The organism is Streptomyces sp. NPDC024687 (assembly GCF_055559055.1).
Genome location: NZ_JBVHLJ010000009.1, coordinates 1 through 12019, shown reverse-complemented (window position 1 = coordinate 12019; position 12019 = coordinate 1). Strand labels below are relative to the sequence as shown.

Annotated in this window: 9 protein-coding genes and 1 pseudogene; 5 read left to right on the top strand and 5 right to left on the bottom strand. The window is 70.3% G+C overall.

The annotated features are described in order from the left end of the window. The first annotated feature begins 27 nt into the window (after positions 1 to 27). Together ACZ39I_RS30820 and ACZ39I_RS30815 are read left to right on the top strand one after the other, a co-directional pair. A complete protein-coding gene (locus tag ACZ39I_RS30820; protein WP_467248114.1) occupies positions 28 to 1641 on the top strand; it encodes a succinic semialdehyde dehydrogenase in 1614 nt (537 codons plus the stop codon). A 43-nt stretch (positions 1642 to 1684) separates the two neighbouring features. Then, positions 1685 to 3463, top strand: a complete 1779-nt coding sequence (locus tag ACZ39I_RS30815) for a GMC oxidoreductase (protein WP_467248112.1) — start codon at positions 1685 to 1687, stop codon at positions 3461 to 3463. A 92-nt stretch (positions 3464 to 3555) separates the two neighbouring features. Here ACZ39I_RS30815 and ACZ39I_RS30810 read toward each other — a convergent pair whose 3' ends face one another. Continuing rightward, a complete protein-coding gene (locus ACZ39I_RS30810; RefSeq protein WP_467248497.1) occupies positions 3556 to 4587 on the bottom strand; it encodes an LPXTG cell wall anchor domain-containing protein in 1032 nt (343 codons plus the stop codon). A 214-nt stretch (positions 4588 to 4801) separates the two neighbouring features. On the opposite strand from ACZ39I_RS30810, the gene ACZ39I_RS30805 reads away from it, so the two are divergent. Then, the gene (locus ACZ39I_RS30805; RefSeq protein ID WP_467248110.1) at positions 4802 to 5899 is read left to right on the top strand and encodes a hypothetical protein; all 1098 of its coding nucleotides are present in this window, start codon (positions 4802 to 4804) and stop codon (positions 5897 to 5899) included. Positions 5900 to 6472: 573 nt separating this feature from the next. Here the strand turns inward: ACZ39I_RS30805 and ACZ39I_RS30800 are convergent. Further along, positions 6473 to 6727 (bottom strand): chorismate mutase, encoded by a 255-nt coding sequence (locus tag ACZ39I_RS30800; RefSeq protein ID WP_390003735.1) that lies wholly within the window; start codon positions 6725 to 6727, stop codon positions 6473 to 6475. Between the two features lie 316 nt (positions 6728 to 7043). Here ACZ39I_RS30800 and guaA point away from each other — a divergent pair, with 316 nt between their 5' ends. Next, complete coding sequence (gene guaA / locus ACZ39I_RS30795; RefSeq protein ID WP_467248107.1) at positions 7044 to 8621, top strand: glutamine-hydrolyzing GMP synthase; 1578 nt, start codon at positions 7044 to 7046, stop codon at positions 8619 to 8621. A gap of 18 nt (positions 8622 to 8639) precedes the next feature. On the opposite strand, the gene ACZ39I_RS30790 is transcribed toward guaA, so the two are convergent. Then, on the bottom strand, positions 8640 to 9107 hold the full coding sequence (locus ACZ39I_RS30790; protein WP_467248105.1) for a pyridoxamine 5'-phosphate oxidase family protein: 468 nt from the start codon (positions 9105 to 9107) through the stop codon (positions 8640 to 8642). A 140-nt stretch (positions 9108 to 9247) separates the two neighbouring features. On the opposite strand from ACZ39I_RS30790, the gene ACZ39I_RS30785 reads away from it, so the two are divergent. After that, positions 9248 to 10054, top strand: a complete 807-nt coding sequence (locus ACZ39I_RS30785; protein WP_467248103.1) for a class II aldolase/adducin family protein — start codon at positions 9248 to 9250, stop codon at positions 10052 to 10054. A gap of 74 nt (positions 10055 to 10128) precedes the next feature. Here the strand turns inward: ACZ39I_RS30785 and ACZ39I_RS30780 are convergent, their stop codons facing one another. Both ACZ39I_RS30780 and ACZ39I_RS30775 read right to left on the bottom strand, forming a co-directional pair. Continuing rightward, on the bottom strand, positions 10129 to 10986 hold the full coding sequence (locus tag ACZ39I_RS30780; RefSeq protein ID WP_467248100.1) for an ANTAR domain-containing protein: 858 nt from the start codon (positions 10984 to 10986) through the stop codon (positions 10129 to 10131). A gap of 232 nt (positions 10987 to 11218) precedes the next feature. Beyond that, positions 11219 to 12019 (bottom strand): annotated as a pseudogene (locus tag ACZ39I_RS30775) (glycosyltransferase family 2 protein); the annotation flags it as partial.

The following is a 12019-nucleotide window of genomic DNA, read 5'->3' as shown; positions in this document are numbered from 1 at the left end:
GCCCCGCTCCCGAATACCCTGCGGCTCATGACGGACGCGCAGGCCCCGGCCAAGACCGGCACGAACCCCCTCGCCCCCGCGCCGCAGGGCGCACGCACCGCGGCCGACGTGGTCACCCCGGAGCTGGTCGCCCAGCTCACCAAGGGGGTGACCGGGTCCGGCCGCACCGCCAACCACACGCCGTTCACCGGCGAGAAGCTGGCGGACCTGCCCGAATCCACCCCCGAGGACGTGGAGAGGGCCTTCGAGGCGGCCCGCCGGGCGCAGGCGGTGTGGGAGCAGACCCCCGTACGGCAGCGCGCGGCCGTCCTGCTCCGCTTCCACGACCTGATCCTCGAACGCCAGGCGGAGGTCCTCGACCTCATCCAACTGGAGACCGGCAAGGCCCGGCTGCACGCCCACGAGGAGGTGCAGGCGGTTGCCGTGGCGGCGCGGCACTACGGCCGTAAGGCGCCTGCCTATCTAAAGCCGAAGCGGCACACCGGCGCCGTGCCCACCCTCACCAAGGTCACCGAGCTGCGCCACCCGCGTGGCGTCGTCGGCCAGATCGCCCCCTGGAACTACCCGCTGGAGCTGTCCGTCGGCGACGCGCTCCCCGCCTTCGTCGCGGGCAACGCCGTCGTCATGAAGCCGGACACCGAGACCTGCCTGACCGCCCTGTGGGCGCGGGATCTGCTGGTCGAGGCGGGCCTTCCCGCCGACGTGTTCCAGGTCGTCCTCGGCGAGGGCCCCGTCGTCGGACCCGAGGTCGTCCGGCACGCCGACTACGTGTCCTTCACCGGCTCCACCCGCACGGGCCGCGAGGTCGCCCAGGGTGCCGCCGCCCGACTGGTCGGCGTCTCCCTCGAACTCGGCGGCAAGAACGCCATGCTGGTCCTGGAGGACGCCGACATCGAGAAGGCCGCCGCCGGAGCCGTCCGCGCCTGCTTCTCCTCGGCCGGCCAACTCTGCATCTCCATCGAGCGGTTGTACGTCCACGAGTCGATCGCGGACGCCTTCCTGGAGCGCTTCGCCGCCCGTACGAAGGCCATGCGGCTCGGCACGTCCCTCGCCTACGGCGCCGACATGGGATCCCTGGTCGGAGAGCGGCAGCTGGAGACGGTCACCCGGCATGTCGAGGAGGCGGTGTCCAAGGGGGCCAAGGTCGTCGCCGGTGGCGTCGCCCGTCCGGACATCGGCCCCTACTACTTCGAGCCGACCATCCTCGACGGCGTCACCGAGCCCATGGCGGTCTGCACCGAGGAGACCTTCGGCCCGGTCGTCTCGATCTACCGCTTCACGACCGAGGACGAGGCGGTCGAGCTCGCCAATTCCACGCCGTACGGACTGAACTCGTCGGTGTGGACGAAGGACGGCAGGCGCGGCCGCGAGATCGCCTCCCGGGTGCGGGCCGGCACCGTCAACGTCAACGAGGGATACGCCTCCGCCTACGGCAGCGTCCAGTCCCCGATGGGCGGCATGAAGGACTCCGGCCTCGGCCGCCGGCACGGCTCCGAGGGCATCCTCAAGTACACCGAGGCCCAGACGATCGCCCAGCAGCGGCTGCTGCCGATGGCGCCCTCGCTGGGCATGGACGACGAGAAGTACGCGCAGTTCATGAGCCGGAGCCTGAAGGTGATGAAGGCCCTCCGCTTCAAGTAGGAACAACACCCGCCCCGAGCAGGGTTCTCAACGAGGAGAGCACGTGCCACAGGACACCTACGACTACGACGTCATCGTCGTCGGCTCCGGCTTCGGCGGCAGCGTCACCGCCCTTCGCCTCACCGAGAAGGGCTACCGCGTAGGTGTCCTGGAAGCCGGCCGCCGCTTCACCCGCGAGACGCTCCCCAGGAACTCCTGGGACCTGAAGAACTACCTCTGGGCGCCGAAGCTCGGCATGTTCGGCATCCAGCGCATCCACCTCCTGGGCAACGTCATGGTCCTCGCGGGGGCGGGCGTCGGCGGCGGCTCCCTCAACTACGCCAACACCCTCTACGTCCCGCCGACACCCTTCTTCGAGGACCCGCAGTGGCGTGACATCACCGACTGGCAGGAGGAGTTGAAGCCGTACTACGACCAGGCCCGCCGCATGCTCGGCGTACGGCTCAACCCGACGATGACCCCCTCCGACGTCCACCTCAAGGCGGCCGCCGAACGGATGGGCGTCGGCGACACCTTCCACATGGCCCCGGTCGGTGTCTTCTTCGGCGACGGCGAGGACGCGGAGGGCAAGTGGAAAGCCGCCCCCGGCGAGCAGGTCGACGACCCCTACTTCGGCGGCGCGGGTCCCTCCCGCAAGGCCTGCATCGAGTGCGGCGAGTGCATGACCGGCTGCCGGCACGGTGCCAAGAACACCCTGAACGAGAACTACCTCTACCTCGCCGAGAAGGCGGGCGCGGTCGTCCACCCGCTCACCACCGTCGTGTCGGTCACGGACGACTCCCAGGGCGGCTACGCGATCGCGACCCTCCCCACCGACGACCGCCGCAAGGCGAAGGGCCGCACTTTCAAGGCCCGCAAGGTCGTCATCGCCGCCGGCACCTACGGCACCCAGACCCTGCTGCACCGCATGAAGGCGGGCGGCCAACTGCCGTACCTCTCGCACCGGTTGGGCGAGCTCACCCGCACCAACTCCGAGGCCCTGGTCGGCGCCCAGACCGACAACCGCCGCTACCGCAGGGCGACCGGCGCGCCGAAGGCCGACTTCACCCGGGGCGTCGCCATCACCTCGTCCATCCACCCGGACGAGAACACCCACATCGAACCGGTCCGCTACGGCAGGGGCTCCAACTCGATGGGCAGCCTCTCGATCCTCCAGGTGCCCTACGCCGAGGGCTCGTCGAGGGCCATGGCCTGGCTGGCGAACGCCGCGAAGCACCCGCTTCTCGTGCTGCGCTCCCTCTCCAACCGCCGCTGGTCGGAGAAGACCATCATCGGCCTGGTCATGCAGTCACTGGACAACTCCCTGACGACGTACCTGAAACCGGACGGCGTCGGCAGGGGCCTGCTCACCGCCCGTCAGGGCCACGGCGCCCCCAACCCCAAGCAGATCAGGGCCGCTTCCGAGGCCGCTTCCGCGATCGCCGCCGACATCAACGGCTTCGCCGGCTCCAACGTCGGCGAGCTGATGGGCGCCCCGCTCACCGCCCACTTCCTCGGCGGATGCCCCATCGGCTCCTCCCGCGACACCGGCGTCATCGACCCGTACCACCGGCTCTACGGCCACCCCGGGATCTCGGTCGTGGACGGCGCCGCGGTCTCCGCCAACCTCGGCGTGAACCCCTCGCTGACCATCACCGCGCAGGCCGAGCGGGCGATGTCGTACTGGCCCAACAAGGGCGAGCAGGACCCGCGTCCGGCGCAGGGCGAGGCCTACGTCCGTCTCGACGCCGTCGAGCCCAAGTCGCCGGCGGTCCCGGCGGAGGCCTTCGGCGCGCTGAAGCTGCCGTTCCTGGGGATGCCGGCGGTGCCGAAGAAGTCGTAGCGCCAAGAAAGACAGAAGAGAAGGACCCGCACCCCCCTCCGAGTGCGGGTCCTTCTCCTGTCTGCGCCGAGCCGCGCCTACCGCGCTACGACTCAGGCGTGGGCGCCGGCCGCGCCCTTGCGCCGCTTCACCGCGAAGACCACACCGGTACCGGCGACGACGGCGAAGCCGCCGACGAGACCGAGGACCGGCAGGGCCGAGCTCGAACCGGTCTCGGCGAGCTGGCCGTCGGCGTCGACGGTGTTGACGTCGGAGATGACGTTCTTGCCGCCGGTCTGCGGCGTGGAGTCGTTCGGCTTGCCCGCGTCGGAACCGGCCGGCAGGACCTCGAAGTAGTAGATGCCGGCGTTCTCGTCGGAGGAGACCCAGCAGCCCTTGTCGTCCGAGTACTGGGCGAGACCGATGGCGATGCCGATCGCGCTCGGGACCTGACGGTCGACCTTCACCCGCAGCTGGTAGCTGAGGGAGTCGCCGCCGTCGAGGGAGAAGGCGTTGAACGCACCGCCCTCGCCGAACTCCGTGGTCACGTCGACCCAGGCGCCACCCTGCTTCACCTGCAGGGTGAGCAGGTCGCTGTAGTCCTCCTCGAAGTCCCAGTCGACCGCCCCGACACCGACGATGGGCTGAATGTCCTTGATCGTGTCGTCGCCGGTGTTGCTGACGTTGAACTTGAAGTTCGTCCAGCCGCTGCCCGCCACGATGCTCTCGGGCAGGCCGGTCAGCGAGCTGTGCAGCGCGTCGCTGTCGTTGAAGATCGGGCCGTCGTCCTCGTCGACCTCGCACTCCTCGACGGGCTTGCCGCTCTCGCTCGGGGAGGGGCTGGCGCTGGCACTCGCGGAGCCGGACGGGCTCACCGAGGAGCTGGTGGAGGGGGCCGGGCTGGACTGGCCGGCGGCGGGGGAGCTCTCACCCGTGGCAGGCGTGGTCTCGGGGCCGGCCGGGGTCGACTCCGGGGCCGCCGGGGTGCTTTCGGGCGCCGCCGGGGTGGTCTCGCCGGCGGGCGTGCTCTCGGCCGCGGTCGGCGTGGGGGACTCGTCAGCGAACGCGCTCGGCGCGGCGAACAGGGCCAGCGGCGCGATCGCGGCGGTCGCGGCCGCGGCGGCCAGTGCACGACGAAGCTTCATGAAGACCTCGGATGTCAGGTGCGCCGCGTCGTCCGCGGCACGCGTCAAGGAGAGGCCTCCGCGTGTGGGGCGCGGGTGGGGCCCGTGATTCGTGAGGTTTGATTCGCGACAACTGTGAATGGTTGTGCGGGCGTTCACAGAAACCTTATGTGGGCTGAGTCACATACAGGTTCGCCTTGTGAAAGGCCTTTCCCAGGCCTTAGAACTGACCGACGTGTCTGAAGACCCCAAGATCCCGGACGACGTCTGGGAACAGTTCGCCCGTGATACCGAGCGGGACATCCGAAGCTCCGCCCCCAAGGAGCCGTCCGCACGGGCCCGTCAGGTGACGGAGCGGCTGCGGCGACAGGAAGCGCGCGGTGAACTGCCGGAGGGCTGGCGCACCGGGCCGGTCCGGCAGCAGAAGAAGAGCCGACGGGGTCTGTGGGGCGTACTCGGTGTCGCCGTCGCGGTCGTGGTGGCCGTCGTGGCGGTGAAGCCGTCCCTGGTGCCGGGCGATCCCTTCGGCGCCGGGACCTCCGAGACCGCGTCCTCCCCGCTGCCCATGGAGACGGCGGCCCCCACCGCGGCCCCGGGTGCCGTGGACGCCGAGACCCCCACCCTCGACGACCCCTTCGCCGGCTCCCCGGCCAAGCAGTGGGCCGACGGCGCGGCCGGGATCGTCGTACCGGAGGCGAAGGCCGTGGGCGGCCAGTCCGTGGCGAAGGTCGGCCAGGCCCTGAAGCTGACCAAAAAACTCCTGGTCGAGTCCAACCTCTCCCCGGCCACGCTGCGCGGCGAACGGCCCGCCGCGGCGCTCGCCCTGCTGGACCCGCGGCAGGACGACGTCCTCGACCGGCTCGAGACCGGCCTGCGCACGCCGGACAAGGAGCACGACCCGCTGTCGATGTTCAGCCGCTTCGACCCCGCCGAGGTCAGGCTCGCCGGTGACGTGGTCAAGCTCCGTGGCCGGATCACGGTCAAAGCGGGCGAGCACGCCTCCGTGGCCGTGCACGCCGACTACACCTTCGTCTATCCGGTCGTCCGCACCGACGGCACCACCGAGGTCACCCGCACCATCGTCCGCCGCGTCCTCGACGTCGAGCTTCCCGACCCGGCCAAGTACCGGGTCACACCGGGCAGGCTCAACGTCCTGCGCCACGACGAGAGCGCCGGCAACACGTCCTGCGATGTGTACGACGGCTTCCTGCACCCGAACTTCCCCTCGTCCCAGCCCACGGAACCGGCACCCTCGGGGGAGACCAGGGACCCGTACGACCGCAGCGAGGACATCGGCCGGGCCAAGGACTGCGGCACGGTGTCCCGGGTCTGAGTCCGTATGTCCGCGGACCCGAGGATCCGAGTCCAGGCAGGCGAAGGGCCCCGCGGGACGGAGCCGCGGGGCCCTTCATTCCTCAGCACCGACGTCAGGGCTGCGCCGGTGCCTGGGAGCGGCGCCGGGGGGTTGCGCCGCTTGCCTTGGCTGCCCCGGGTCGGCGCCCCGGCGCACAGGGGGCGCGCGGATGGTCTGGACCTCTGGCAGTACGGCAACACAATGCGGATGTGGTTGTCTACGGCGGGACTTGGGGGCTTTGTAGGCATCGTGCTGGATGGACGCGGCCTCCGCAACCGCTTGACCCAGCCTTGTGCCGGTACTTGTCCCGTCGGCCGGCCCCGGGCGTCCCCGGAGCCGGCCGTTCTCTTGGGTGACCGGGCTGCTGTCCCCTGCCGTCCGGTCACTTCCTGGAGCGAGGTCCCACGGCGCACGGCGTGATCCGTACGCCTCATCGCTCCAGCGAGCCACGCGTGGTTCTGTCGGGCCCGCCCCTGGCTGGCACGGACACCACCACCAACGAGGCGGCGCGCGCCGCGGTCACGCGCCGTACGGGTGAGGCGGGGCCCGAACTCAGATGCGACCGCGGCACAGTTCGAGCAGCGTCATGGCGAGGGAGGTGCCGGGCCTGCCGAGGGCGTCGCGGTAGCGGCCGAGGATCTCCATCTCGCGGGCGAGGTGGACTCGTCGGCCGCCGGAGGCGATACGGGTCTGCTGGACGACCGACGAGACGGCCATCCGTTCCTGGATCAGACCGATGATCCGGTCGTCGAGCGCGTCGATGCGCTCACGGGCGTCCGCGATGGTCGCTTCCGGTGTGGTGGTCACGTGGGGCTCCTGGGTGGGGTGGGTGCCCCGGAGCGGCAAGGTCCGGAAAACACCAGGCGCCCCGGACCTTGTCGGCCCGGGGCGCCTGGGAAGTCGCTTGTCAGTTGCTCAAGCAGCACGACCGTGGCAGCCGGCGGGCCGGGTGCCATAGGTAAACAGGAAGGTCGTCTGCGCGAGCATGGCAGCAGTATGCCGGGCCGTACGGGAGGGTCCAACCGGGTTCGCATCCTGAGACGGAGCTCGGCCCCGAACCGGCTCCACGACTCCCGGTAGACTCGGTACCACACACACCTCGCTCACCGCCGGAAGGCAACCCGTGTCATCAGCGAACCCCGCCGCCGCCCCCGACACCGTCCTGGTCGTCGACTTCGGTGCGCAGTACGCCCAGCTCATCGCCCGTCGTGTCCGCGAGGCCCGGGTCTACAGCGAGATCGTGCCGAGCACCATGCCGGTCGCGGAGATGCTCGCCAAGAACCCGGCGGCGATCATCCTCTCCGGCGGTCCCTCGTCGGTGTACGCGGAGGGCGCCCCGCGCCTGGACCGCGAGCTGTTCGAGTCCGGCGTCCCGGTCTTCGGCATGTGCTACGGCTTCCAGCTGATGGCCACCACCCTCGGCGGCACCGTCGACAACACCGGCGCCCGCGAGTACGGCCGCACCCCGCTGCACGTCTCGAAGTCCGGCTCGACCCTCTTCGAGGGCACCCCGGACGAGCAGTCGGTGTGGATGTCCCACGGCGACGCCTGCTCCGCCGCCCCCGAGGGCTTCAGCGTGACCGCGTCCACGGACGTCGTCCCGGTCGCCGCCTTCGAGAACGACGAGAAGAAGCTCTACGGCGTCCAGTACCACCCCGAGGTCATGCACTCCACGCACGGCCAGCAGGTCCTGGAACACTTCCTGTACCGGGGTGCCGGTCTGAAGCCGGACTGGACCACCGGCAACGTGATCGAGGAGCAGGTCGCCGCGATCCGCGAGCAGGTCGGCGACAGGCGCGCGATCTGCGGCCTGTCCGGCGGCGTGGACTCCGCGGTGGCGGCGGCGCTCGTCGCGCGCGCCATCGGCGACCAGCTGACCTGCGTGTACGTCGACCACGGGCTGATGCGCAAGGGCGAGACCGAGCAGGTCGAGAAGGACTTCGTGGCCGCGACCGGCGTGAAGCTGGTCGTCGTCGACGCGGAGGAGCGCTTCCTGACCGCTCTCAAGGGTGTCTCCGACCCCGAGGAGAAGCGGAAGATCATCGGCCGGGAGTTCATCCGGGTCTTCGAGCAGGCCCAGGCGGAGATCATCGCGGACGAGGGCCCGGCGGTGGAGTTCCTCGTCCAGGGCACGCTCTACCCGGACGTGGTCGAGTCCGGTGGCGGCACCGGCACCGCCAACATCAAGTCCCACCACAATGTGGGCGGCCTCCCCGAGGACCTCGAGTTCCAGCTCATCGAGCCGCTCCGCAAGCTGTTCAAGGACGAGGTGCGCATGGTCGGCCAGGAGCTCGGGCTCCCGGACGAGATCGTCCAGCGCCAGCCCTTCCCCGGCCCGGGCCTCGGCATCCGCATCGTCGGGGAGGTGACGAAGGAGCGTCTCGACCTCCTTCGCGACGCCGACGCCATCGCCCGCGAGGAGCTCACCGCGGCCGGCCTCGACCGCGACATCTGGCAGTGCCCGGTGGTCCTGCTCGCCGACGTCCGCTCGGTCGGCGTCCAGGGCGACGGGCGGACCTACGGCCACCCGATCGTCCTGCGCCCGGTCTCCTCCGAGGACGCCATGACCGCCGACTGGTCGAGGCTGCCGTACGACGTCCTCGCGAAGATCTCGACGCGGATCACCAACGAGGTGGCCGACATCAACCGTGTGGTGCTCGACGTGACGTCGAAGCCGCCGGGGACGATCGAGTGGGAGTAGGGCTCCCGCTCCTGAAGGTCAGGTCCGCTTGATCGTGCGCAGGGGCTGACCGGGCTTCCAGACCTGGAGGACCAGGTACTTCTCGTCCTCGACGGAGGTCCGCACGACCTCCGTCAGCTCGGTGCGGAAGAGGTGGAACGGCTCCGGCGGTTTCACCTCTTCGCCGTATGCGGCCTTGGCCGCGGGATCGGTGACCTCTCTCGCGTGACCGCTGATCCTTACGTCCCCGCCTCCCAGGCTCTGGCCCTCGCCGGGGTTCGCCTGGAGAGAGAAGCGGGGGTCGCGGAGCAGGTCCCGCGCCTTCAGCGAGTCCGGCATCATGCCGAGCCAGAGCTCGCCGCCGAGGAAGCGGACCTCCAGGCCCGTCGTGCGCGGGGAGCCGTCCTTGCGGAGCGTGGCGAGGACGTGGTGCGTGAAGGCGGCGAACCGGTCCTCGACGGTCCTGGCGAGGTCGGGTTCCGCGGCGGAGAAGGCAGCCCAGTTCATACCGGACAGTGTTCCTTCGATACCCGACATCCTCTGTCTGGTATCCGCCGGGTACGCCATCTTTACGAATCACCCCTGTTCTCTTGCGCTGACCGACGGTAACTTCCGCCACGTAAAGCAACCCAGTGCTGGAGGAGCACATGCACGGGACGCCCCTCGGGCCCACTCCGCCGATGCCGCTGCCCACCGAGAAGCTGCAGTTCGCGATGCCGCCGATGCACGACTCCGTCGAGGAGGAACGCCGGTACCGCAAGGAGCGGCTCGCCGGCGCGCTGCGGATCTTCGGCCGGCTCGGCTTCGAGGACGGGGTGTCCGGGCACATCACCGCACGCGACCCGGAGTTCACCGACTGCTTCTGGGTCAACCCCTTCGGCATGCCGTTCAAGCACGTCACCGTGAGCGACCTCGTGCTCGCCAACTCGGACGGGCAGGTGCTCGACGGCCGCTACCACGTCAACCAGGCGGCCTTCACCGTGCACTCCCAGGTGCACGCCGCCCGCCCCGACGTCGTCGCCGTCGCCCACTGCCACTCCGTGCACGGGCGCGCGCTGTCCACGCTCGGCGAGCTTCTCGACCCGCTCACGCAGGAGAGCTGCGCCTTCTACGAGGACCACGCGCTGTACGAGGCCTATACCGGGGTCGCCGTCGACGCCGAGGAGGGCCGCCGGATCGCCGCCGCGCTCGGGTCCCGCAAGGCGCTGGTCCTGCGCAACCACGGGCTGCTGACCGTCGGGGACTCGGTGGATGCGGCGGCCTGGTGGTTCCTGTCGATGGAACGGTCCAGCCAGGTGCAGCTGCTGGCCCGCGCCGCCGGACGGCCCGTGCTCATCGACCACCGGGCGGCGGTGGCGACCTGGCAGCAGCTGGGCGGGGATCTCGTGGCGTGGATCAACTACCAGCCGATGTGGCAAGACATCAGCCGCAGCGAGCCGGATCTGCTGAGCTAGTGCTCTGACCGCATGCCTTCGCCGGATTGGGCGGGTGTGGGGCCACTACTGCCGGCCACTTGGCCACGAAACGGTCAGCGGTGATTGCGCGCGGTGGTGTGGAGGTGTTCCAGGGCGTCGAGGACGACGGTGTGGCGATGCCAGTGCAGCCACCGACCCACGGTGGCCCCGGTCTTCTCCAAGGCGGTGAGCTGTGTCCGGCTGAGGCCTGCCAGGGGTCGTTCGTGGTGGGAGGAGATCATGCCGAGCACGTGGCCCCGGCTGGTCAGGGGGAGGCTGTGGGCGGCGCGGCTGCCGGCCTGGAGGATGGCGTGGCGGGAATCGTCATCGAAGATGTCGGCTGATTCGACGTCTTTCACGGTGATCTGCTGACGCTGCTGGGCAGCTTGCGCGCACAAGGTGGTCGAATCCTGGACGAAGGCGAAGAAGTCGGTGAAATGCCGGTTCAGGCCGGTGTGCTTCTCCAGGCGCAGCATCCCGTGTTCGGCGAGCTGGACGTTGCCCATATCGGTTTCGGTGACGTGCAGGACCCGCCGCAGCGCCGTCCGAAGAACCAGTGCGTGGCTTTCGGCCCCCGCCCCTTGCAGCGCCAGATCCGGCAGCGCGGGGGCGACGAAGCGGACCCGGCGCGGAAACCACTGCACGGCACCGGAGTCCGGGCCGGCGATGCGCACCACGGCATCGGCGAGCGTGTGCAGTTTGATGTTGAAGCGCTGAGACGTCTGCTTCAGCAGTTCGAACCCTGCGGCGGGACCGGCCAGACGGTAGCGGTGGACCAGGATCCGCTGCGCCGGTTCGACCGCGGCCCGCGCGAGCTGCCGGTTGCGCACCTCAAGTGCAGCTGCTGAAGCGGTGGGTATGTCCTCACGAAGCTCGTCCGTGCGGGGACCGACCGGCAAGGGGCCGGACATCCCTTGGCTTTCGTCGATCACAACGGCACCTCCTGAGGGCATAAGGACACGAAGGGACCGCAGGAGCGCACGCTTGCTCGCGACGCGTCCCGCGGTGTGCCTGTGGCCTAAGCACTCACCCTCACCCTAAACACACAACCGCCCAGCTCGACACAGGGCCTCACCTGCCAGAAGTTCCACATCGCGGGCTCGCCGTTGAGGAGCTGCCCGTCGTGGATGGTGTGAGCGACCATCGACAGGCCGGTGCGGCTTGCTACGGCCGGCCGCCGCTCCACGGGTCGGCCCTGCGCGCCAGCTTCTTCGCCCGGCGCCGTACGTCCGGGGGCAGACGGTGGAGGACCGTGCGGGCCGTCCGGCGCAGGGGCGGGGCCGATGTGGTGCGCAGGTAGAGGCGGTGCGGGAGTGTGGCCTGGCCCGGTGGGCGGACGGAGAGGCGGAGTTGGCCGTCCGGGCCGTCCCAGGCCGGGATCACCAGGTGGGGGCGGGCTCCGGCCCTGACCGAGCCGAAGCCGACGTCGAAGCCTGCACCGAGCGTTCCGTCGTCGCTGCGTGTCACTCTCGCCCTGCGGCCCACGCCGAGGAGTTGGGCGCTTGCCCACACCACGTGGGTGCCGGTTTCCATCGCCCGGCCGCCGGCCAGGGTGAGGGGGTCGATGGCTGTCTCGCCGGTGACCACGACGCGGTGGCGGCCGCCGCCGAGGGGTTGGGTGCAGGGGATCAGGTCGGCGTCGGGGAACCACCACATGTTCCGGGCCGTGTCGTGGACCAGGAGTTCGCCGTGGGCGTGGCCGAGTGGGTGCGGGGCTTCCCAGCCCTCGGCGCCCTGGATGCCGGCCAGCAGGTCGGGGTCGAGGAGCATACGGCCGTAGCGCTCGACGAGGACGAGGGGTTCACCGTTGGCGTGGCGCATGCCGATCGTGGTGGTGACGTGGAGTTTGCCGTCGCGCCAGCGGATGTCATCGACGGTGAGTTCGGGCCTGATGCGCCGGGTGCGGCGGGCGAGTTCGACGAGGGAGTCCAGCTGGCCCTCCTCCAGCAGGTGCGCCCGCAGCCG

Excerpts from the sequence above, each read along its gene's own strand:
- ACZ39I_RS30820 (WP_467248114.1), top strand. The coding sequence starts at position 28 with ATGACGGACGCGCAGGCCCCGGCCAAGACCGGCACGAACCCCCTCGCC.
- ACZ39I_RS30810 (WP_467248497.1), bottom strand. The coding sequence starts at position 4,587 with ATGAAGCTTCGTCGTGCACTGGCCGCCGCGGCCGCGACCGCCGCGATC.
- ACZ39I_RS30790 (WP_467248105.1), bottom strand. The coding sequence starts at position 9,107 with ATGAACTGGGCTGCCTTCTCCGCCGCGGAACCCGACCTCGCCAGGACC.
- ACZ39I_RS30785 (WP_467248103.1), top strand. The coding sequence starts at position 9,248 with ATGCACGGGACGCCCCTCGGGCCCACTCCGCCGATGCCGCTGCCCACC.